20 protein-coding genes, 1 tRNA gene, 1 pseudogene and 1 riboswitch are annotated in these 22,502 nt (G+C 67.6%); of the genes and pseudogenes, 20 read left to right on the top strand and 2 right to left on the bottom strand.

Annotation, left to right across the window (positions count from 1 at the left end; translation table 11 throughout):
• Positions 1-10: 10 nt before the first annotated feature.
• The 6 genes from recN (at position 11) to xerD (ending at position 7,605) form a co-directional block, all read left to right on the top strand.
• Positions 11-1,762 carry a DNA repair protein RecN gene (gene recN / locus SKC42_RS22695; RefSeq protein WP_330966501.1) on the top strand — a complete coding sequence of 584 codons (1,752 nt, stop codon included), beginning with the start codon at positions 11-13 and terminating at the stop codon, positions 1,760-1,762.
• Positions 1,763-1,994: 232 nt separating this feature from the next.
• A complete protein-coding gene (gene steA, locus SKC42_RS22700) occupies positions 1,995-3,176 on the top strand; it encodes a putative cytokinetic ring protein SteA (protein WP_330966502.1) in 1,182 nt (393 codons plus the stop codon).
• Positions 3,177-3,204: 28 nt separating this feature from the next.
• The gene (locus SKC42_RS22705) at positions 3,205-4,149 is read left to right on the top strand and encodes a copper transporter (RefSeq protein ID WP_330966503.1); all 945 of its coding nucleotides are present in this window, start codon (positions 3,205-3,207) and stop codon (positions 4,147-4,149) included.
• 156 nt (positions 4,150-4,305) lie between these two features.
• Entirely contained in the window at positions 4,306-6,051 is a 1,746-nt protein-coding gene (locus SKC42_RS22710) for a CTP synthase (RefSeq protein ID WP_330966504.1), read from the top strand.
• Positions 6,044-6,667, top strand: coding sequence for an NUDIX hydrolase (locus SKC42_RS22715; RefSeq protein WP_330966505.1), 624 nt, complete (start codon positions 6,044-6,046; stop codon positions 6,665-6,667). Before SKC42_RS22710 ends, SKC42_RS22715 begins: the two co-directional genes overlap by 8 nt.
• Positions 6,664-7,605, top strand: coding sequence for a site-specific tyrosine recombinase XerD (xerD, locus tag SKC42_RS22720; protein ID WP_330966543.1), 942 nt, complete (start codon positions 6,664-6,666; stop codon positions 7,603-7,605). Before SKC42_RS22715 ends, xerD begins: the two co-directional genes overlap by 4 nt.
• A 120-nt stretch (positions 7,606-7,725) precedes the next feature.
• On the opposite strand, the gene SKC42_RS22725 is transcribed toward xerD, so the two are convergent.
• A complete protein-coding gene (locus SKC42_RS22725; protein ID WP_330966506.1) occupies positions 7,726-8,478 on the bottom strand; it encodes an O-methyltransferase in 753 nt (250 codons plus the stop codon).
• 206 nt (positions 8,479-8,684) lie between these two features.
• On the opposite strand from SKC42_RS22725, the gene SKC42_RS22730 reads away from it, so the two are divergent.
• The 11 genes from SKC42_RS22730 (at position 8,685) to SKC42_RS22780 (ending at position 17,919) form a co-directional block, all read left to right on the top strand.
• The gene (locus tag SKC42_RS22730) at positions 8,685-9,551 is read left to right on the top strand and encodes a ParA family protein (RefSeq protein WP_330966507.1); all 867 of its coding nucleotides are present in this window, start codon (positions 8,685-8,687) and stop codon (positions 9,549-9,551) included.
• Positions 9,548-10,375 (top strand): segregation/condensation protein A, encoded by an 828-nt coding sequence (locus SKC42_RS22735; protein WP_330966508.1) that lies wholly within the window; start codon positions 9,548-9,550, stop codon positions 10,373-10,375. Before SKC42_RS22730 ends, SKC42_RS22735 begins: the two co-directional genes overlap by 4 nt.
• The gene (scpB, locus tag SKC42_RS22740; protein ID WP_330966509.1) at positions 10,376-11,065 is read left to right on the top strand and encodes an SMC-Scp complex subunit ScpB; all 690 of its coding nucleotides are present in this window, start codon (positions 10,376-10,378) and stop codon (positions 11,063-11,065) included.
• A complete protein-coding gene (locus SKC42_RS22745; protein WP_330966510.1) occupies positions 11,065-11,808 on the top strand; it encodes a pseudouridine synthase in 744 nt (247 codons plus the stop codon). The genes scpB and SKC42_RS22745 overlap by 1 nt, the downstream gene beginning before the upstream one ends.
• The gene (cmk, locus tag SKC42_RS22750; protein ID WP_330966511.1) at positions 11,805-12,488 is read left to right on the top strand and encodes a (d)CMP kinase; all 684 of its coding nucleotides are present in this window, start codon (positions 11,805-11,807) and stop codon (positions 12,486-12,488) included. The genes SKC42_RS22745 and cmk overlap by 4 nt, the downstream gene beginning before the upstream one ends.
• On the top strand, positions 12,485-13,885 hold the full coding sequence (gene der / locus SKC42_RS22755) for a ribosome biogenesis GTPase Der (RefSeq protein ID WP_330966512.1): 1,401 nt from the start codon (positions 12,485-12,487) through the stop codon (positions 13,883-13,885). Before cmk ends, der begins: the two co-directional genes overlap by 4 nt.
• A gap of 230 nt (positions 13,886-14,115) precedes the next feature.
• Positions 14,116-14,913, top strand: coding sequence for an SDR family NAD(P)-dependent oxidoreductase (locus tag SKC42_RS22760; RefSeq protein ID WP_330966513.1), 798 nt, complete (start codon positions 14,116-14,118; stop codon positions 14,911-14,913).
• Positions 14,914-14,924: 11 nt separating this feature from the next.
• Positions 14,925-15,755 carry a cyclase family protein gene (locus tag SKC42_RS22765; RefSeq protein ID WP_330966514.1) on the top strand — a complete coding sequence of 277 codons (831 nt, stop codon included), beginning with the start codon at positions 14,925-14,927 and terminating at the stop codon, positions 15,753-15,755.
• Entirely contained in the window at positions 15,752-16,492 is a 741-nt protein-coding gene (locus tag SKC42_RS22770; RefSeq protein ID WP_330966515.1) for an IclR family transcriptional regulator, read from the top strand. Before SKC42_RS22765 ends, SKC42_RS22770 begins: the two co-directional genes overlap by 4 nt.
• A gap of 73 nt (positions 16,493-16,565) precedes the next feature.
• A tRNA-Pro gene (locus tag SKC42_RS22775) sits at positions 16,566-16,639 on the top strand.
• 89 nt (positions 16,640-16,728) lie between these two features.
• Positions 16,729-17,919: a tyrosine-type recombinase/integrase gene (locus SKC42_RS22780; RefSeq protein WP_330966516.1), complete on the top strand. Its 1,191-nt coding sequence runs from the start codon at positions 16,729-16,731 to the stop codon at positions 17,917-17,919.
• Here the strand turns inward: SKC42_RS22780 and SKC42_RS22785 are convergent.
• Entirely contained in the window at positions 17,916-18,110 is a 195-nt protein-coding gene (locus SKC42_RS22785) for a DNA-binding protein (protein WP_330966517.1), read from the bottom strand. The two genes, SKC42_RS22780 and SKC42_RS22785, sit on opposite strands and share 4 nt — an antisense overlap.
• A gap of 951 nt (positions 18,111-19,061) precedes the next feature.
• On the opposite strand from SKC42_RS22785, the gene SKC42_RS22790 reads away from it, so the two are divergent.
• The 3 genes and pseudogenes from SKC42_RS22790 to SKC42_RS22800 all read left to right on the top strand — a co-directional run.
• Complete coding sequence (locus SKC42_RS22790) at positions 19,062-19,301, top strand: helix-turn-helix transcriptional regulator (protein ID WP_330966518.1); 240 nt, start codon at positions 19,062-19,064, stop codon at positions 19,299-19,301.
• Between the two features lie 327 nt (positions 19,302-19,628).
• The gene (locus SKC42_RS22795) at positions 19,629-20,306 is read left to right on the top strand and encodes a hypothetical protein (RefSeq protein WP_330966519.1); all 678 of its coding nucleotides are present in this window, start codon (positions 19,629-19,631) and stop codon (positions 20,304-20,306) included.
• A gap of 1,100 nt (positions 20,307-21,406) precedes the next feature.
• Positions 21,407-21,519, bottom strand: a riboswitch (SAM riboswitch).
• A gap of 219 nt (positions 21,520-21,738) precedes the next feature.
• Positions 21,739-22,293: pseudogene (locus SKC42_RS22800) on the top strand (recombinase family protein); the annotation flags it as partial.
• Positions 22,294-22,502 lie beyond the last annotated feature (209 nt).

Consider the following 22,502-nt stretch of genomic DNA (forward strand, 5'->3'; position numbering starts at 1 on the left):
GTCCCTGTAGATGCTGACGGAAATCCGCATCGAGTCGCTGGGCGCGATCAGCGCCGCCGTGGGCGAGTTCGGCCGCGGCCTCACCGTGCTGACCGGCGAGACCGGCGCCGGCAAGACCATGGTGGTGACGGGCCTGCACCTGCTCGGCGGCGCCCGCGCCGACGCCACCCGAGTCCGGTCGGGCGCCGAACGCGCCGTCGTCGAAGGCCGGTTCACCACAACGGATCTCGATGAGGCGATGGCCTCGCACCTGGACGGGATGCTGGAAGCCTCGGGGGCCGAGCGCGACGAGGATGGCAGCGTCATCGCGTTGCGCTCGGTCAGCCGCGAGGGGCCGTCGCGGGCGTACCTCGGCGGGCGCAGCGTGCCCGCCAAGTCACTCGGCGATTTCACCACCGAGCTGCTCACCCTGCACGGGCAGAACGACCAGCTGCGCCTGATGCGCCCAGAGGAGCAGCGTGGCGCCCTGGACCGGTTCGCCGGAACTGCCGCGGCGCTGGAGCGCTACCGCAAACTGCGCGACGCCTGGCTCATGGCGCGGGGCGACCTCGTCGACCGCCGCAACCGCGCGCGGGAACTGGCCCAGGAGGCCGACCGACTCAAGTTCGCGCTCAACGAGATCGACACCGTCGACCCACGCCCGGGGGAGGACGACGCGCTGGTCGCCGACATCCTGCGGCTCTCCGAACTCGACACGCTGCGTGAGGCCGCGGCCGGCGCCAGGGAGGCGTTGTCGGTGGAGGACCCGGACGGATCCGCCCTCGGCGCCGCCGAGTGCGTGGGCCGGGGCAGGGCGGCGCTCGAATCCACCGACGACGCCACGCTGCGGTCGTTGGCGGCACAGCTCGACGAGGCGCTGACGGTGATCAACGAGGTGGCGCGCGAACTCGGCGCCTTCCTGGACGAGCTCCCCGTCGACGCCAGCGCGCTGGAGTCCAAGCTGGCCCGGCAGGCCGAGCTGCGCACGCTGACCCGCAAGTACGCCTCGGACATCGACGGGGTGCTGCGCTGGGCCGACGAGTCGCGGCAGCGGCTGGCGCAACTCGACGTGTCCGAGGAGGGCCTCGCGGCGCTTGAACGGCGGGTCGACGAGTTGGCGCGTGAACTGGCCGGCGCCGCAACCGATTTGAGCAAGGGGCGACGTAAGGCCGCCAAGCGGCTGGCCAAGGAAGTGACAGCGGAGCTCGGCGGGCTCGCGATGGCCAGCGCCGAGTTCACCATCGACGTGGCCACCGATCTCGCCGGCGACCGGGACGACCCGGCCGCGCTCGCGCTCCCGTCCGGTGAGCTGGCCCGGGCCGGAGCGGACGGCGTCGACCAGGTCGAGTTCGGGTTCGCCGCCCACCGAGGCATGACGGTCCTACCGCTGGCGAAGAGCGCGTCCGGTGGCGAATTGTCGCGGGTGATGCTGGCGCTCGAGGTGGTGCTCGCGGCCTCGGCGGCCGGCACGACGATGGTGTTCGACGAAGTGGACGCGGGCGTTGGGGGCCGGGCGGCGGTGCAGATCGGGCGGCGCCTGGCCCGCCTCGCCCGCACGCACCAGGTCATCGTGGTCACGCACCTGCCGCAGGTCGCCGCGTACGCCGACGTGCACCTGGTGGTGCACAGCGCCGGCCCGCGGGGGACCAGCGTGGTACGGCGGGTGACCGACGACGACCGCGTCGCCGAGCTGGCGCGGATGCTGGCCGGGCTCGGCGACTCCGACACCGGCCGCGCGCACGCCCGGGAGCTGCTCGACGCCGCCCAGAACGACAAGGCCTGACCCGATCTGATCCGATCCGACGGACTCGCCCCCGATTCGCGAGCGTGCGTGTTTGCACAGTGACACGCCGAGCAAGGCGTACATTTGCGCACCCTCGCGCAAACCGATCGCGACCAAGCCGATGCGCAGGATTCATTGACCTGTGACTGGTGTGAATATAGATAACTTCTGTGGCGGATGTTACGGCGCGCCTCCGCGGGGAACGGCCCCCTGCCCGACAGAATCGAGCGTCATGAAGATGTCAGGTCTACTGTCCCGTAATACGTCTCGGCCGGGCCTCGTGGGCACCGCCCGGGTTGACCGCAACATCGACCGACTGCTGCGCAGGGTGTGCCCCGGCGACATCGTGGTGCTCGACGTCCTCGACCTGGACCGCATCACCGCCGACGCGCTGGTCGAGGCTGACATCGCCGCGGTCGTCAACGCGTCCCCGTCGGTGTCGGGCCGCTACCCCAACATGGGGCCGGAGGTGCTCGTCAACAACGGGGTCACACTGATCGACGAGACCGGGCCCGACATCTTCAAGAAGGTCAAGGACGGCTCGAAGATCCGGCTACACGAGGGCGGCGTCTACTCCGGCGACCGCCGCCTGGTCCGCGGCACCGAGCGCACCGACCACGACATCGCCGACCTGATGCGCGAGGCCAAGAGCGGGCTCGCGGCCCACCTGGAGGCGTTCGCCGGCAACACGATCGAGTTCATCAAGAGCGAGAGCCCGCTGCTGATCGACGGCATCGGCATCCCGGACATCGACGTCGACCTGCGCCGCCGGCACGTGGTGCTCGTCGCCGACGAGCCCGCCGCCGAGGAGGAGCTGAAGTCGCTCAAGCCGTTCATCAAGGAGTACCAGCCGGTGCTCATCGGGGTGGACAGCGGCGCGGACGTGTTGCGCAAGGCGGGGTACCGGCCGCAGATCATCGTGGGCGACCCCGACCACATCAGCACCGAAGCCCTTAAGTGCGGCGCCCACGTCGTGCTGCCGGCCGACGCCGACGGCCACGCGCCGGGCCTGGAACGCATCCAGGACCTGGGCGTCGGCGCCATGACCTTCCCCGCCGCGGGCTCCGCGATGGACCTGGCCCTCCTGCTGGCCGACCACCACGGCGCCGCCCTGCTCGTCACCGTCGGCGACCGGGCCAACATCGAGACGTTCTTCGACCGCACCCGCGCGCAGAGCAACCCTTCGACGTTCCTCACCCGGCTTCGGGTGGGGGAGAAGGTGGTGGACGCCAAGGCCGTTGCCACGCTGTACCGCAACCACATCTCCGCGGGCGCCATCGCGCTACTGGCGCTCACCATGCTGATCGCCGTCATCGTCGCCCTGTGGGTTTCCCGCACCGACGGCCTGGTGCTGCACTGGGTCGTCGACTACTGGAACCGCTTCTCCCTGTGGGTGCAGCACTTGATCACGTAGTTTTCGCGCTCATCGAGGACGTGCACTCATGATTTCCTTACGCCAACACGCGCTCTCGCTCGCCGCCGTCTTCCTGGCGCTGGCGGTCGGGGTCGTCCTGGGGTCCGGTTTCTTGTCCGACACCCTGCTGTCGAGCTTGCGTGCCGAGAAGCGGGACCTCTACTCGCAGATCAACCGGCTCAACGATCAGAAGAACGTCCTGAACGAAAAGCTCAGTGCGGGAAACAATTTCGACGCACAGCTGGCCGGCCGGATCGTGCACGACGCGCTGACCGGCAAGTCGGTGGTGGTGTTCCGCACCCCGGACGCGCAGGACGACGACGTCGCCGCGGTCTCGAAGTTCATCGGCCAGGGTGGGGGCACGGTCACCGGAACGGTGGCGCTGACGAGTGAGTTCGTCGACGCCAACTCCGCGGAGAAGCTGCGGACCGTGGTGAACTCGTCGGTGCTGCCGGCCGGTCAGCAGCTGAGCACCAAGCTCGTCGACCAGGGATCGCAGGCCGGCGACCTGATGGGCATCGCCCTGCTCATCAACACCAATCCGGCCATCCCGCCCGTCGACGACACGCAGCGCGACACCGTGCTCGCCGCGCTGCGCGAGACCGGCTTCGTGACGTTCCAGCCCCCCGATCACATGGGGGCGGCCAACGCCGCCGTGATCATCACCGGCGGGTCGCTGCCGCAGGACGCCGGCAACCAGGGCGTCAGCGTGGCCCGGTTCGCGGCGGCGCTGGCTCCGCACGGATCGGGCGCCCTGATCGCCGGCCGCGACGGCTCGGCGACCGGCGGCGCCGCGGTGGCAGTGGCCCGCGCCGACGCCGGCATCGCGTCGGGGATCAGCACAGTCGACGACGTCGACGCCGCGCCCGGTCGCATCACCGCGGTGTTGGGGCTGCACGATCTGATCAACGGCGGCCACGTCGGGCAGTATGGGACCGGTCACGGTGCCGCGTCGATCACCGTCCCGCAATAGCTCAGACCATCCATCGACGCCCCGTCGGGCGTGTCGCGGCGATGGGCGCCGCCGGATGTTAAGGTGGGTTTCCGTGGGTCGGCAGGCCCCAGCTGATAGCGGAACCATCAGTCCAAGAGGTTTTCAAGCCCTGCCCGTCTTCACGGAGGTCGCTAATTGCGTAGGCATCCGCAGACCGCCACCAAGCACCTCTTCGTCAGCGGTGGTGTGGCGTCCTCGCTCGGTAAAGGGCTGACCGCAAGTAGCCTGGGGCAGCTGTTGACCGCCCGGGGACTGCGGGTGACGATGCAGAAACTCGACCCGTACCTCAATGTCGATCCCGGCACGATGAACCCGTTCCAGCACGGCGAGGTCTTCGTCACCGAGGACGGCGCCGAAACCGACCTCGACGTCGGCCATTACGAACGGTTCCTCGACCGCGACCTGTCGGGATCGGCGAATGTCACGACCGGGCAGGTGTATTCGACGGTCATTGCCAAGGAGCGGCGCGGCGAGTATCTGGGTGACACCGTGCAGGTGATCCCGCACATTACCGACGAGATCAAGAGCCGCATCCTGGCGATGGCCGAACCCGACGCCAACGGCCGGCGGCCGGACGTCGTCATCACCGAGATCGGCGGCACGGTCGGCGACATCGAGTCGCAGCCCTTCCTGGAGGCCGCGCGTCAGGTCCGTCACGACCTCGGGCGCGAAAATGTGTTCTTCCTGCACGTGTCGCTGGTGCCGTATCTCGCGCCCTCAGGGGAGCTGAAGACCAAGCCCACCCAGCATTCGGTGGCCGCGCTGCGCAGCATCGGCATCACCCCGGACGCGCTGATCCTACGCAGCGACCGCGTCGTCCCGGAGGCGTTGAAGAACAAGATCGCGCTGATGTGTGACGTGGACATCGACGGCGTCATCTCCACCCCGGACGCGCCGTCGATCTACGACATTCCCAAGGTGTTGCACCGCGAGGAGCTCGACGCGTTTGTGGTGCGCCGGCTGAACCTGCCGTTCCGCGACGTCGACTGGACGGAGTGGGACGACCTGCTGCGCCGCGTGCACGAGCCGCACGAGACGGTGCGAATTGCGTTGGTGGGCAAGTATGTTGACCTGTCGGACGCCTATCTTTCGGTGACCGAGGCGTTGCGCGCCGGTGGGTTCAAGCACCACGCGAAGGTCGAATTAGTCTGGGTGCCCTCCGATGACTGCGAGAGCGCCACCGGTGCGGCGTCGGCGCTCGGCGACGTGCACGGCGTGCTGATCCCGGGCGGTTTCGGCATCCGCGGCATCGAAGGCAAGATCGGCGCCGTGCGGCACGCGCGGACGCGCGGGTTGCCGGTGCTCGGGCTGTGTCTGGGCCTGCAGTGCATCGTCATCGAGGCGGCGCGCTCGGCCGGCCTGATCGAGGCGAGCTCGGCGGAATTCGACCCGGACACACCCGATCCCGTCATCTCCACGATGGCCGACCAGCTCGACATCGTCGCCGGGCAAGCCGATCTCGGCGGGACCATGCGGCTGGGGGCCTACCCGGCGGTCCTGGAGCAGGGCTCCATCGTGGCGCAGGCCTATGGGGCGACCCAGGTGTCCGAGCGGCACCGGCATCGCTACGAGGTCAACAACGCCTACCGGGAGAAGATCGCCGAGAGCGGCCTGCGCTTCTCCGGGACCTCGCCCGACGGCCACCTGGTCGAATTCGTCGAATACCCGCGCGAGATCCATCCCTTCGTCGTCGGCACCCAGGCCCACCCGGAGCTGAAGAGCCGGCCCACCCGGCCGCATCCGCTTTTCGTCGCGTTCGTCGGGGCGGCTATCGATTACAAGGCCGGCGAGCTGTTGCCGATGGACATCTCCGAGCACTCGGCCAACGGCAACCATCAGGACGACGCCCAGCGGCTATCCGCGCCCGCGGCCCGTGGCTGAGCACCTCTTCGAGACGACCTCGTCCGAAACCCTGTACACCGGAAAGATTTTCGCGCTGCGTCGCGATCATGTCCGGATGCCGGGCAATACCACCGCGGTGCGCGAGGTCGTCGAGCACTTCGGTGCGGTCGCCGTTTTGGCGATGGACGACGGCGGCAATATCCCGCTGATCTACCAGTACCGTCACCCCCTCGGCCGCCGGCTGTGGGAGCTGCCCGCCGGGTTGCTCGACGTCGACGGCGAACCGCCGCACCGGACGGCCGCCCGGGAACTCGAGGAGGAGGCGGGTCTGCAGGCGGTGGCGTGGCAGGTGCTCGTCGACCTGGACTCCACGCCGGGGTTCAGCGACGAATCGGTGCGCGTGTACCTGGCCACCGGCCTCAGCGAGGTCGGCCGGCCGGAGGGCGAGCACGAGGAGGCGGACCTGACGCTGCAGTGGTACTCGCTCGCTGACGCCGTGCGCCGGGTGTTCAGCGGCGAGATCGTCAACGCCATCGCCATCGCCGGGATCCTGGCCGCGCACGCCGTCAGCCACGGATTCGCCCAGCCGCGCCCCGTGGAGAGCCCGTGGACCGACCGGCCGCGATCGTTCTCCGCGCGGAGGTCCGCGCCTTGACGACGGTGGCGCTGGAGGCCCAAATTCAGGGCTACCTCGACCACCTGACCATCGAGCGGGGAGTGGCGAAGAACACGCTGAGCTCCTATCGGCGCGACCTGCTCCGCTACAGCAAGCACCTGTCGGACCGTGGAATTCACGACCTGGCCAAGGTGGGCGAGGGCGACGTCAGCGACTTCCTGGTGGCGCTGCGCCGCGGCGACCCCGACTCGGGCGCCTCGGCGCTGTCGGCGGTGTCCGCGGCGCGGGCGCTGATCGCGGTGCGCGGCTTGCACCGGTTCGCCGCCGCCGAGGGCCTCACCGAACTGGACGTCGCCCGGGCCGTGCGGCCGCCGACGCCGGGCCGTCGGCTGCCTAAGAGCCTGACCATCGACGAGGTGCTGGCCCTGCTGGAGGCCGCGGGCGGGGACAGCCCATCCGACGGCCCGCTGACCCTGCGCAACCGGGCGCTCTTGGAGCTGTTGTACTCCACCGGCTCACGCATCTCGGAGGCCGTCGGCCTCGACGTCGACGATATCGACACCGAGGCCAGGTCGGTGCTGCTGCGCGGCAAGGGCGGCAAACAGCGGTTGGTGCCAATCGGGCGCCCCGCCGTGCAGGCGCTGGACGCCTACCTGGTGCGCGGCCGCCCCGAGTTGGCGCGGCGTGGCCGGGGAACGCCGGCGATCTTCCTCAACGTCCGCGGCGGGCGGCTATCCCGGCAGAGCGCGTGGCAGGTGCTGCAGGACGCCGCCGACCGCGCGGGCATCACCTCCGGGGTGTCGCCGCATATGCTGCGGCATTCGTTCGCCACACACCTGCTCGAGGGTGGCGCCGACGTCCGGGTGGTGCAGGAGTTACTGGGACACGCCTCGGTGACGACGACGCAGATCTACACGCTGGTCACGGTGCACGCGCTGCGCGAGGTGTGGGCCGGAGCACACCCGCGGGCGACCTAGCCGCTCCCGCCGAAGGTCAGCCTCTCTCGCCGAACGTCGAGCCTCTCTCGCCGAACGTCGAGTTGTTGCGCCCGTCCGCCCAATTCCACGCCATCTAGTCGACGCTCGGCGCGAGGGCGCTCAGCCCAGGTGCTCCGACTCCAGCACCAGGTCCGACAGCAGCGACTGGTATTCGAGGTGGGCCTTGTGCTCGACCGTGTTCCACTGCTTACCCTGCTGCTGACGCATGTAGTCGCGGTACTTCGGCGCGCCGGGGATCCGCACGTTGTCGGCGACCACGATGGCGCCCGGCCGCAGCCAGCCGCGGGCCATGATGCTCTTCAGGTCGTCCAGGTAGGCGTCTTTGTCGTGGTCGAGGAAGACGAAATCCAATGTGCCCGAGGTGATTCCGTGCTCTTCGGCGAGGCTGTCCAGGGTGCGCCCGCCGTCGCCGATGGTGCCCACGACGCACGTCACCCGGTCCGCGACGCCGGCGTGCTCCCAGATCCGGCGGGCGTTGGCGGCGTTGGCTTCGGCCAGCTCGACGGAGAACACTCTGGCGTCGGGAGCGGCCTGGGCGATGCGCAGCGCGCCGTATCCGCAGTAGGTGCCCAGCTCGAGCGCGACCGCCGGGTTGGCGCGGCGGACGGCCGCGTCAAGGATCAGGCCCTTCTCGTCGCCGACGTTGATCAGCATCGACTTTTCGTAGGCGAACTTGTCGATGGTGGCCAGCACGTGGCCGATGTCGTCCGGGCGGGCGTTCTTCAGGACGAAGTCGACGACGGCGGCCTCGCGGCCGTCACCGATCTGGCCCGTGGTGGTGATGTTGCGGTTGCCGGCGGCCATCCGCCAGACCGACCACCGCAGCAGCGGCATGCGACGCTTGAGATCCATGATGGCCACGATAGTGCCGGTTTTTCCCACCACCACGACGCCGACGTATGGTGCTGGTGTGACGGCTGTTGCAAAAGCGGCAAAAGGTGCCATCGACCAGGGAATATCGCTGATATTCGCTGGTGAAACGCGCTGCGGGTCGGCCGGCGCAGTGGCGTCGAGCCGTTAGACTTTCCCCCGATGTTCACCTCCCGAGCTGCCCGGGCATGACGACCGACCACCCGGACACCGGCGTCGAGATCGGCTTGACGGGACGCCCGCCGCGGGCGATTCCCGAGCCGCAGCCGCGCACGTCGCACGGCCCGGCGAAGGTCGTGGCGATGTGCAACCAGAAGGGCGGCGTCGGGAAGACCACGTCGACGATCAACCTCGGCGCCGCGCTCGCCGAGTACGGCAGGCGCGTCCTGCTGGTCGACATGGACCCGCAGGGCGCGTTGTCCGCGGGGCTGGGCGTGCCGCACTACGAGCTGGAGAAGACCATTCACAACGTCCTGGTCGAGCCTCGGGTGTCGATCGATGACGTGCTGCTGAACTCGCGGGTGAAAAATCTGGATTTGGTGCCCAGCAACATCGACCTGTCGGCCGCCGAGATCCAGCTCGTCAACGAGGTGGGCCGCGAACAGACGCTGGGCCGGGCGTTGCACCCGGTGCTGGACCGCTACGACTACGTGCTGATCGACTGCCAGCCGTCGCTCGGGTTGCTCACGGTCAACGGCCTGGCCTGCGCCGACGGCGTGGTAATCCCCACGGAGTGCGAGTACTTCTCCCTGCGGGGCCTGGCGCTGCTGACCGACACCGTCGACAAGGTGCGCGACCGGCTCAATCCCAAGCTGGAGATCAGCGGCATCCTGCTCACGCGGTACGACCCGCGGACCGTGAACGCCCGCGAGGTGATGGCGCGCGTGGTCGAGCGGTTCGGTGACCTGGTGTTTGACACCGTGATCACCCGGACCGTCCGATTCCCGGAGACCAGCGTGGCGGGCGAGCCGATCACCACGTGGGCGCCCAAGTCGACGGGCGCCATCGCCTATCGCGCGCTGGCCCGCGAGTTCATCGACCGATTTGGCGCGTGAACGCCGCCGCGAACGGTGAGGCGGCCCAGCAGAACGGCAGCTCGACCGGTTTCCAGGTCCGCCTGACCAACTTCGAAGGCCCCTTCGACCTGCTGCTGCAGCTGATCTTCGCCCATCGCCTCGACGTGACGGAGGTGGCGCTGCACCAGGTCACCGACGATTTCATCGCCTACACCCGCCAGATCGGCGCCCAGCTGGACCTCGAGGAGACCACCGCGTTCCTGGTGGTCGCGGCCACCCTGCTCGACCTCAAGGCCGCGCGGCTGCTGCCGGCGGGTCAGGTCGACGACGAGGAGGACCTCGCGCTGCTGGAGGTCCGCGACCTGCTGTTCGCCCGGCTGCTGCAGTACCGCGCGTTCAAGCACGTCGCCGAGATGTTCGCCGAGCTGGAGGCCGCCGCGCTGCGCAGCTATCCGCGTGCGGTCTCGCTGGAGGACCGGTTCACCGAGCTGCTGCCCGAGGTGATGCTCGGCGTCGACGCGCAGCGCTTCGCCCAGATCGCCGCGATCGCGTTCAGCCCGCGACCGGTCCCGACGGTGGGCCTCGGACACCTGCACGAGGTGCAGGTGTCGGTCCCGGAGCAGGCCAAGAAGCTGCTCGAGGTGCTACAGGCGCGGGGCAGCGGCGCCTGGGCCACCTTCTCCGAACTCGTCGCCGACTGTCAGGCCCCGATGGAGGTGGTGGGCCGCTTCCTGGCGCTGCTCGAACTGTATCGTTCCCGGGCGGTAGCATTCGACCAATCAGAGCCGCTTGGCGTGCTTCAGATCTCGTGGACCGGAGAGCGTCCCACCAACGAAGCCTTGTTAGAAGTGCGGGACGAATAGATGAGTGACAACACGGACGTCGACCTCGACGGCATCCCCGACATCGCCGAGGCGGCGCCCATGGAGGCCGAGGAGCTCCATTCGGTGCTCGAGGCGCTCCTGCTGGTGGTGGACACCCCCGTTACGGCCGAGGCGCTCGCCTCCGCCACGCAGCAGCCCGTCTACCGGGTCGCGGCGAAGCTGCAGTCAATGTCCGACGAGCTCACCGCCCGCGACAGCGGCATCGACCTGCGGCAGACGGGCGAGGGGTGGCGCATGTACACCCGCGCCCGCTTCGCCCCGTACGTGGAGAAGCTGCTGCTCGACGGCGCTCGGTCGAAGCTGACGCGGGCCGCGCTCGAGACGCTCGCCGTGGTCGCCTACCGCCAGCCCGTCACGCGCGCGCGAGTGAGCGCCGTGCGCGGGGTGAACGTCGACGCTGTGATGCGCACGCTGCTCGCGCGGGGGCTGATCACCGAGGCGGGGGTCGACGACGACTCCGGCGCGGTGACGTTCGCCACCACCGACCTATTCCTCGAACGCCTGGGTCTCACGTCGCTGACCGACCTACCCGACATCGCGCCGCTGCTGCCCGACGTCGACACGATCGAGGACCTGAGCGAATCCCTGGACAGCGAGCCACGATTCATCAAACTGGCGGGCCGGCCGGCGTCCGACCAGGCGCTGACCTTCGACGTGGACCACGATTGATGGTCGACACCGAGGGAGTCCGGCTGCAGAAGGTGTTGTCCCAGGCCGGAATCGCGTCACGGCGCGCGGCCGAGAAGATGATCCTCGACGGCCGCGTGGAGGTGGACGGCCGGGTCGTGACCGAGCTGGGCACCCGGGTTCACCCGGACAGCTCGGAGATCCGCGTCGACGGGGCCAGGGTGGTCCTCGACGATTCGCTGGTCTACCTGGCGCTGAACAAGCCGCGCGGGGTGCACTCGACGATGTCGGACGACCGGGGTAGGCCCTGCATCGGCGACCTGATCGAGCGCAAGGTCCGCGGCAACAAGAACCTATTCCACGTCGGGCGATTGGATGCGGACACCGAGGGGCTGATCCTGCTGACCAACGACGGCGAACTGGCGCACCGGTTGATGCACCCGTCCCACGAGGTCCCCAAGACCTACCTGGCGACCGTGGCCGGCTCGGTGCCCCGCGGGCTGGGCAAGCAGCTGCGCGCGGGGGTCGAGTTGGAGGACGGGCCGGCGAAGGTCGATGATTTTGCGGTGGTCGACGCGATTCCGGGCAAGACGTTGGTGCGGTTGACGCTGCACGAAGGGCGCAACCGCATCGTGCGCCGGCTGCTCGCGGCGGCGGGATTTCCGGTGGAGGCGCTGGTGCGCACCGACATCGGCCCGGTGACGCTGGGCAAGCAACGTCCCGGCACCTTCCGGGCCCTCGGCCACAGCGAGATCGGTCAGCTCTACAAGGCGGTCGGGTTGTGAGCGCCGTCGTGGTGGCGATCGACGGTCCGGCCGGCACCGGAAAGTCTTCGGTCTCAAGGGGTCTGGCGCGCGCGCTGGGCGCCCGATACCTCGACACCGGCGCCATGTACCGGATGGTGACGCTGGCGGTGCTGCGCGCCGGAGTCGATCCCGCGGACGCCGAAGCGGTCGGATCGGTCGCCGCCGGGGTGCGGATGTCGGTGGACTACGACCCCGCCGGGGACCGCTACTACCTTGACGAGGAAGACGTTTCGGCCGAGATCCGGGGCGACGGGGTGACCCGCGCGGTCTCGGCCGTCTCGTCGGTCCCCGCCGTGCGGACCCGGCTGGTGGCGCTGCAGCGAGCGATGGCCGAGGGCACGGACAGCGTCGTCGTCGAGGGAAGGGACATCGGCACCGTCGTGCTGCCGGACGCGCCGGTGAAGGTCTTCCTGACCGCGTCGGCGGAGACCCGCGCCCGGCGCCGCAACGACCAGAACGTCGCGGCGGGGCTCGCCGACGACTACGACGGCGTGCTGGCCGACGTCCGCCGCCGGGATCACCTGGACTCCACGCGGCCCGTGTCGCCGCTGCGCGCGGCGCCGGACGCGGTGGTCGTCGACACCAGCGACATGACCGAGACCCAGGTGATCGCGCACGTGCTCGACCTGGTCCAGGAGCGAAGCGGGGCCGTACGGTGACACAGGACGGCACCTGGGCCAACGAAAGCGATTGGGAATACTCCGATTCCGACCTGGAGCAAGCGGAGGAGGCCGGGCCGGCGCCCGTCGTGGCCGTGGTGGGCCGGCCCAACGTGGGCAAGTCGACGCTGGTGAACCGGATCCTCGGCCGCCGCGAGGCGGTGGTGCAGGACATCCCCGGCGTCACCCGCGACCGCGTCTCGTACGACGCGCTGTGGGCCGGGCGCCGGTTCGTCGTGCAGGACACGGGGGGATGGGAGCCCGACGCCAAGGGCCTGCAGCACCTGGTGGCCGAGCAGGCGGCGGTGGCCATGCGCACCGCCGACGCGGTCATCCTGGTGGTCGACGCGACCGTCGGCGCCACGGCCGCCGACGAGGCCGCCGCGCGCATCCTGCTGCGTTCGGGCAAGCCGGTCTTCTTGGCCGCCAACAAGGTTGACAGCGAGAAGGCCGAGGCGGACGCGGCGGCGTTGTGGTCGTTGGGGCTCGGCGAGCCGCACGCGATCAGCGCGATGCACGGCCGGGGGGTGGCCGACCTGCTCGACGAGGTGCTTGCCGTGCTGCCGGCCCTGTCCGAATCCGCACCGGCAGAAGGCGGCCCTCGCCGGGTGGCGCTGGTGGGCAAGCCGAACGTCGGCAAGAGTTCCCTGCTGAATAAGCTTGCCGGAGACGAGCGTTCGGTGGTGCACGACGTCGCCGGGACGACCGTCGATCCGGTGGACTCACTGATAGAACTGGGGGGCAGGGTCTGGCGTTTCGTCGACACCGCGGGATTGCGGCGCAAGGTCGGGCAGGCCAGCGGGCACGAGTTCTACGCCTCGGTGCGCACCCACTCGGCGATCGACGCCGCCGAGGTGGTGGTAGTGCTCATCGACGCGTCCCAGCCCCTGACCGAGCAGGACCAGCGGGTGCTGTCGATGGTCATCGAGGCGGGGCGGGCGCTGGTGCTGGCCTTCAACAAATGGGACTTGGTCGACGAGGACCGTCGCGAGCTGCTCGAGCGGGAGATCGACCGTGAGCTGATCCAGCTGCGGTGGGCGCAGCGCGTCAACATCTCGGCCAGGACCGGTCGCGCGGTGCAGAAGCTGGTGCCGGCGATGGAAACCGCGCTCGAGTCGTGGGACATGCGGATTCCTACCGGTCCGCTGAATTCCTGGCTGAAGGAGGTGGTGGCGGCGACGCCGCCACCGGTGCGCGGCGGCAAGCAGCCCCGCATTCTGTTCGCCACGCAGGCCACCGCGCGGCCGCCGACGTTCGTGCTGTTCACCACCGGATTTCTGGAGGCCGGATATCGCCGCTTCCTGGAACGCCGCCTGCGCGAGACGTTCGGGTTCGAGGGCAGCCCGATCCGCATCAACGTGCGCGTGCGTGAAAAACGGGGTCCCAAGCGGCGCTGACCTTTCGCGTGCTTGGTGGCCCTCTCCGGACCGTTTGGCGGTTGTCGAACGCGATAGCGCCGGCGATAGCGCCGGCGAATCGCTTCAGCGATGCTGATATTGCGAGTTTTCCTGCGATGCGGGATGTGAAAGCTGTATCACAGGAATATCTGTTGACTTCTTCGCCCGGCTGTCCTTACGGTTCTCGTAAAACGGGTGTCTAATACCGTATTGCGGGATTTAGAGGGGACGTGAACGTGCCACAGGAAGCGCCCGCCGCCGCGCGCTTCAGCGTCGAAGGCAAGTCGATCCTGATCACCGGGGCGACCGGTTCGCTGGGCAGCGTCGCGGTCCGGGCCTTGGCCGCGGCCGGGGCGCGACTAACGCTGGCCGGCGGGAACGCCGCGGGCCTGGCTGAGCTGGTCAACGGGGCCGACATCGAGGATGCCGCGGTGGTGGCGCGCCGGCCCGAGACCCCGGCCGACGCCCGGGCGATGGTCGAGGCGGCCGTCGCGCGGCACGGCCGGCTCGACGGCGTGCTCGTGGCCTCGGGCATGAACCACGTCGCGCCCATCGTCGACATGGCCGTCGACGACTTCGACAAGGTGATGGCCGCCAACGCGCGCGGCGCCTGGCTGGTGTGCCAGGCCGCCGGGCGGGTGCTGATCGACCAGGGCGCCGGCGGCAGCGTCGTCCTCGTCTCGTCGGTGCGCGGATCGCTCGGCCATGCCGCCGGATACAGCGCGTACTGCCCGTCGAAGGGGGCCACCGATCTGCTGGCCAAGTCCCTGGCCGCCGAATGGGGCGCCGACGGCATCCGCGTGAACGCCCTCGCCCCAACGGTTTTCCGGTCCGACCTGACCGAATGGATGTACGCCGACGACGAAAGGGGCCGCACCACCCGCGAGGCGATGTTCGCGCGAATTCCCCTGCGCCGCTTCGCCGAGCCCGAGGACTTCGTCGGCGCCCTGATCTATCTGCTCAGCGACGCTTCGAGCTTTTACACCGGCCAGGTGATGTACCTGGACGGCGGATACACCGCCTGCTGAAAGGAATTTGGATGACCATCACCTGGCCGCTCGGCGAGGCCGAATCGAAGCTGGAGTTCTACGACCTGTCCCACCCGTGGGGTCATGGGGCGCCGGCGTGGCCGTACTTCGAGGACGTCAAGATCGAGCGCCTGCACAACATGGCGCGCAGCCGCGTGCTCACCCAAAAGATCACCACCGTCATGCATTCCGGCACGCACATCGACGCGCCCGCGCATGTGGTCGAGGGCACGCCATTCCTGCACGAGATCCCGCTGAGCGCGTTCTTCGGCACCGGGGTCGTGGTTTCGATCCCCAAACAGAAGTGGGAGGTTGTCACGGCCGAGGATCTGGAAAAGGCGACACCGCAGATTCGGCCGGGCGACATCGTCGTCGTCAACACCGGCTGGCACCACAACTACGCCGACAGCGCCGAGTACTACGCCTATTCGCCCGGCTTCTACAAGGACGCGGGCGAGTGGTTCGCGGCCAAGGGCGTCAAGGCCGTCGGCACCGACACCCAGGCGCTGGATCACCCGCTGGCCACCTCGATCGCGCCGCACGGCCCCGCCGAACACACCGGCGGCCTATTGCCCTGGGCGGTCAAGGAATACGAGCAGGAGACCGGCCGCAAGGTGCTCGACGACTTCTCCGAATGGGAGCCGTGTCACCGGGCGATCCTGTCCGAGGGCATCTATGGCTTCGAGAACGTCGGCGGGGACCTGGACCAGGTCACGGGCAGGCGCGTCACCTTCGCCGCCTTCCCGTGGCGGTGGGTCGGCGGTGACGGGTGCATCGTGCGGCTGGTGGCGATCGTCGATCCCACAGGTGACTACCGCATCGAGACCGGCCGGGCGGCATGACGTCCGACGGCACCGGCATCCAGGTCATCGCCCGGGCAGCCGACATGTTGAGGCTGCTGCAGGCGCACCCCGGCGGGCTCAGTCAGGCCGAGATCGGCGAGCGGCTGGGGATGGCGCGGTCCACCGTCAGCCGGATCCTGGGGGCGCTGGACGACGAAGGGCTGGTGGCCGCCCGGGGTGCCCGCGGTCCGTACCGACTCGGGCCGGAGATCGCGCAGATGGCCGACACCGTGCGCCTCGGGGTGGTGATGGACGTGCACCCGTTCATGGAGGAACTGTCGCGGGAGCTGGGGGAGACCGTCGACCTGTCGGTCCTCGACGGCGACCGCGCGACGTTCGTCGACCAGGTGGTGTCCCCGCACCGCCTGCGCGCCATTAGTGCGGTGGGGGAATCGTTCCCGCTGCACTGCTGCGCCAACGGCAAGGCGCTGCTGGCCAACCTGCCGCCCGAACGGCAGGCCAGCCGCCTGACCCCACTCACCCCGAACACCATCACCAGTCCGGCGGTGCTGCGCAAGGAACTCGAGCGCGTCCGAGCCGAGGCCGTCGCCTACGACCGCGAGGAGCAGACCGAGGGCATCTGCGCGGTGGGGGCGGTGCTGCGCGGCGTACCCGGGCAGATGGTGGCCGTCAGCGTCCCCGTTCCCGCGCAGCGGTTTTACGGCCGGGAAGCCGCACTGGCCGCGGCGCTGCTGGCGTGGGTTGAACGCGTGAGCGCCTCGTTGGAAAAAGCCTGATGGCGGGCCGTCGCGGAACCGGTCGGCGACTGCGGTAGGCTTTCGACCTGCTGCCGGTCCTCCCGGCCGCATCCGGGCTGTGGCGCAGTTTGGTAGCGCACTTGACTGGGGGTCAAGTGGTCGCAGGTTCAAATCCTGTCAGCCCGACAGAGCTCAGAGGTGGTTTTGACCAGATGCGACCTTCGAGATTTCGAGGCTTACCCCAGTTGTTACCCCAGTTGGGGTAACCTGCCGCCATGGGCACACGCTCGGCCAACGGCACCGGCAACATCCGCAAGCGTCCCAACGGAACGTGGGAAGTGCGACTTTCCTACACCGATGCCGACGGCACCCTCAATCGCGTCAGCGTCTACGGGAAAACGCAGCGCGAGGTACGCGAGAAGGTCAGGGCGGTTCGTGACCGTGTCGACAACGGCGCGCCCGCCACGGACGACAAGATGGCGCTCGCCGCCTGGATGGCGCGGTGGCGCGAGACCACACTGGCAGCGTCAGCTCGTAAGGCAAGTACGCGGTCGCTGTACGCATCGCTGAGTCGCAAGCACATTGAGGACGGGGTGATCGGCCTAGTATCGCTGGCCAAGCTGCGGCCGTCCGATGTTGAGAAGCTGATCTTGTCGATGCGGTCAGCCACCAAACCGGGCAAGCCCACCAAGGACAAGCCCAACCCCGAGCCGGTGCGGGCATTGAGCGACTCCACTATCCGCAGCACCTATGCCGTGCTGCGCCTGGGCCTGGATGGCGCTGTCCGGGACGGCCTACTGGCACGCAACCCGGCCGCCTCGGTGCAACGACCGGGCGTAGCACGCAAGGAGGCGGCACACCTTGACCCGCAACGAGTCACGGAGCTTCTGGCGGCCGCCGAAAGCTCTCGGTATCACACGGCGCTGCTGCTAATCGCCACAACCGGCCTGCGGCGCGGAGAGTGCCTCGGCCTGCGATGGTCCGATGTAGACCTTGATGCAGGTGTGCTCCGTGTGCGGGATACTGTGCAGCGCATCGACGGGAAGCTGTCCACAGGCGAGGTGAAAACCGACCGCTCACGGCGAACGATCCCACTCTCACCGGCCGTGGTCGCCATGCTGCGCCGACACCGCGTCACCCAACTAGAGGAACGCATGCGGGCGGCCAACCAGTGGACGGACACGGGACTCGTATTCACCACCGAACTGGGGAGTGTTGTCGACCCGCGCAACCTGCTGCGGGTGGTTGAGGCGGCGGCTAAGCGCATCGGGCTGGAAGGGGTTGGGGCGCATACGCTGCGGCACTCGGCGGCAACGGCATGGCTAGAGGCCGGCGTCCACATTAAGCAAGTCTCGGATCTGCTTGGGCACTCATCCGTCGCGATCACGGGCGACGTGTACGGACACGGTTCTGACCAATCGGCACGCGCCGCAGTCGATGCGCTGAGTGGGGCGCTGGGTTTCTAGGCGGCTGGCAGGGATGCGACGAACGCGGCCACGGACGCCTGGGTGATGAACGCCCGGCGACCGATCTTGACGCGCGTGACGCTCCCGGTGTCGATCAGCTTGTAAAGCAGGGTGAGGCTGATGCCGCCTAGCGCAGCCTGAGCCTGGGGGAGGCTTAGTAGCCATTGGTCGCGTGCGAGCACCTCGTTCATTGCAGCCCGATGCCCTTGACCCTCAAGCCGTTCTCGTGCCGCCGTGCGCTAGTTGCGGCTCTCAGGAAAGCATGCCCGTCCTGGCTTGAAACTGTTCCCACGTCAGGGCCGTGATCGGGTGCCGTATCGGTGGTGGGCGCGGTCATAGCTGTCAGTGAATCACGCTGCGGGAGGCGTGAAACGGGAGCGAGGTCAGGGCTGTAATCGGCTGCGGTGTCGGTGGTCGCTGCTGTCATGCGCCCAGCCAAGCAGACTGATGGCCGAGTAAACCGGGAGCGACTTCGGCCTCAGTTGTGCCAGTTGTGCCAGTTGCCGAGCCTGGCACAACTGGCACAGCACAAGCGATTTCAACGCCCGGTTCACGGTCGCGAAGGTGGTCTACACTGAGCCTGTCGCATCCCAACGATGGTTCATGAAGTTTGCTGTATAATTATGAGTAGAAGGGAAACAACAATTTCGGACGAACGCAAGATAGCTGGTCGCATCTACACAGTCACAAAGCTCCCACCCAAGCTGCCCATGTCGAAGCGGAACACGATCTCCTCCAAGCGGATTCGGACGCGCAATAAGCTCAGGCGGGCACGGCAACAGGAATACCGTAGCGTCTACCGAGTAGACGATGGTGACAGCCGGACCTGTCCCGATCAGATCGTTGGTCGATAAGTCAAATCCCCACAACCGAATAGGCCTGCCGTTCGCAGCGGAGGAAATACCACCGTCAGATGGGGAGAACCGGTGTCCTCACTTTGAGGATACAAGCTGTCTGCCGCCAGGACAGCATTCCAATATTCGATTGGTGAGGTCAGGAACGTCCAAGTTGGAGCCGGAGCGTTCGCAAGAGTTGACCCCCAAGTGCCCGCCCCAACCCCAGTGGGGGGCAAGAGAAATGTGCGGGTTGCAACTACGCCAGGATTTGATAGCCCGCGAGGGCATGGAAGGAAGAGTACACAAATGAGCACTACACAGACTGACGAGTTGGTCACCGCGCAGCAATACGCGGACGAGATGGGTGTGACCCTGAGGCACGTCTACCAGATGCGATACCACGGCACCGGCCCAGCCTCCCATATCCGCAGTGGCCGGATCGTGTTCCGGCGCAGCGACATCGACGCCTACCTTGAGCGTCAGCGCGTGCGGACATTGCGGGGTGAGGGAGTCATGAACGAAGCGCATGCAAATGCTGGCGACTGATTTCCCAGGGGAGAGAAGGGCGCATTCGCACGGGTGTCCGCGCCCTAGCGCCCGTGGGGTACTCCCCCAGGCGAAGCCAAGAGAGGCAGAAACCGCGAGGTGCAGGGAGATCCGGTGTCCCAGGCGCGCTCACTCGCGCGGGTACTGCACGACCCACTATCGCCGTTGGCGTAGCGGTCAGCCGATGGACGCGCCGATCCGGCGCTACAGGCGGAAGCGGAAGAAGCCATTCGCCGCCGAATATGCCCTTCTGGCTGAGTTGGGACTCATCCGTAAGTAGCCTCGAAGGCCGTTCTGGTCACTCTGCGATGTGCCACGATTGCCAGCATGGTCCAGACTGATCTTCCCGGCCTGACAGCATCAAAGGCGTTGGCCTTGGCCCAAACATGGACCGATGGCGGACTTTGGAATGACGTACTCTGGCTCGCGCGGCGATGCTGGCAAATCGATGAACCTACTGCGCTTGCGTTGCGGTGGCATCATCTCGTTCTTGCCGTTGGCAACTTTAAGCGACAACGTGGACGAAGGTTGCACCCATCCCGCATCGATGACATTGAGCAACCTGTTCCCGTGCTGGGTGAGCGGTTCACGTTGCCTTCGGGACTGGTTGTGGAGCGGGAGAGTCAAAGCTCTTGGCAACAGCTCAAATCCGCTCTTCCAGGCGCGGGACTTGCCACCACGACGGCGTTGCTTGCCGCGCTGTGGCCTGAACACCACTTCGTGTTCGACTGGCGGGTTCATAGTGCGGCCGACGCGTTACGGATACATGCCCACTTAGCTCCCTCGCCGAGCACCGAGCTAGAGATGGAAGGCCGCAGGGGAGTGGCTGAAGACTTCACCGACTACGCAACGGTGCGCGGTTGGTTAGGAACCATCGCATGCCCGCTAGTGGTCTGCGAGCGTGCTCTTTACCGCCTCTCGCAGAAGGTTCCTAGTGTCGAAGGCCGCAGCTGGATGGACTATGCCAGCGAGATTGCGTCGAAGCTCGAATGCGTTGATCTGTAGTGCGGTCTGCTGGATATACCATTCGCGCCGAGTACACCCTCCTGGCCGAGTTGGGCTGCGTCGCCGCTAACCTTGCCGCTTCCTCTTGGCCGGCGACAGATGGGCGAACTTCCGCCTAATCTGTTCGGACGTCAGGATGCGCCAGATGTACCCGCACTCACAATCCCACCGCTCCGGGTTCTCCTTCGTCGGCGCAGGGTGCGGATGGTGCCCCTTAAGGCGATGACGTTCAGCCCAAACCTCAACGCTGTGTTTGCGTTGTTCTGCCGTGGGCTGCGGATCACCGATCCAACCGCGCTCGGCACTCATCGCGTCCGCCCACCTGAATGAGTCAGACAGGTCCCGTCGCCATAGCGGCACGGCTCGAGGGGTGTTCCCGTCGCCGACTTCTCTAGGTGACGCCACTTGTATCCCTCGCGCTGCATCTTCTTGGCCATGCTGAGCGGTATATAGGGGTTACCGTGCTTGGCCCGTTGAAAAGCCAGTATCTCGTCATCGGTCATTGCTGCCTGCTCCTCGCGGGTCATCGGTGCGGACGCCCCGCCGCATACTGATCAGCGATCCGCAAGGGGGGTCCGCTAGGGATCGGCAGCGCGGCGTTCTTCTGCTCCTGCTCTACCTGGATCTCTTTAATGTGTTCCCGCTGCCTGTGCATACTCTCCCTAGGCACCCGTGGATCGCCGCCGCAGCGTTGGCAGTGGTCGCCTTGGACATAGATGGGCGGGTGGGGGCAGCGGTCCGGGGTGGTGCAGCGGCAGACTAGGGGGAATTGCTTGTAGCGGGTGGCCTGGCCACAGCGGTCACAAGGGTCGTGGCGGTATCTATGTGCTGAAGCCCTATCCGCGGCGGCGTTGAGTCGCCGGTGGCGCTCGATGTCTTAGGGTTGGTGGTGGCCGGATAAAAGCCGAACTCTTGGGCCAGCTCGCGCAGCCTGGCCACGTTGGGCGGCGGTGACGTGCTTCCCGACGAGGCTGTGCCTTCGGGTGGGCCCATGGCGGGTCCGCGCGGGTTTTTGGCAGTCTCGCGGTCGGAGGGACGGTCGCGGTTCGGCTTAGTGGTGTCGGTCATTTGCCCGTTCCTCATTCGGGCCTCCACTGAGTGAGGCGCTCTTGCCTGCACCGAGTTGGTGCTGGCCGCTTCGTCATCCGAGCCACCCACGAGCGTGGGGTTGGCGTGCCGTCCAGTCGGAGCTTGGCGACGGCGTCTCATGAAGCACGGTCAGTTTACATCGACCCGCCGACGACTTCGGTGAGAAGCGTGGAAGGACCAGGATTCACGCCTGCGTCGCATAATCAGCGTGTCTAGCTAGGGCACACCCATGCCAAACGCGTCGTCGAACCGCATCTCGCGTCTAACTAGGGTGGGGTTGCGCATTGATAGGCAGTAGTCTAAGTTGACTCTCAGAGCTCAAATAGACACTCTGGGAGCGCACATGGGTAAGGGGCAGACCATCGGCTACGTGCGGGTTAGCACCGTCGATCAAAACACCGACCGTCAGTTAGACGGGCTTCATCTGGACAAGATATTCACCGACCACGCCAGCGGCAAGGACACCAACCGGCCTGCGCTAAACGAGTGCCTGACATACCTGCGCGAGGGCGATGAACTGGTAGTTCACAGCATGGACCGGCTGGCCCGGTCGCTGGTCGATCTCCGTCAGACCGTTGACACGCTGACGGCCAAGGGCATCCGGGTTCGATTCGCCAAGGAGGGCCTGACGTTTGGCGACGCTAGCGACCCGTGCGCGACGCTGATGCTGTCGGTCATGGGCGCGGTGGCAGAGTTCGAACGCGCCCTGATTCTAGAGCGCCAGAAGGAGGGCATTGCCATCGCCAAGACCAAGGGCATCTACAAGGGCCGCGTCCCGTCGCTGAACGACGAGCAGGCCGACGCGGTGGCCCAGCGGTTGACCGAGGGCGAGTCCGCTTCGGCGCTGGCTCGTGAGTACGGCGTCAGCCGGGCCACGGTCTACAACGCCCGCACGCGCCAGCCTTGGTCCGAGGACCACACCATCGCCGCTGACGACTTCTACCGCAAGTACGGACTGCTCCCCGCCGAGCACCCGGAGGTACAAGCCCTGGCTCGCGGACTGGGCCGCGTTCACACGGCGGTTGCTATGAAGCTTGTGGACCTGGACAAAGCGCACGCAGAGCCAGGTGTTTACCCCGGCAAGCACTGGCGCTTCAGCAAGCTCGA

Origin of the sequence: Mycobacterium sp. 050134 (genome assembly GCF_036409085.1) — a bacterium.
In the GTDB taxonomy this organism is placed as follows: Bacteria; Actinomycetota; Actinomycetes; order Mycobacteriales; family Mycobacteriaceae; genus Mycobacterium.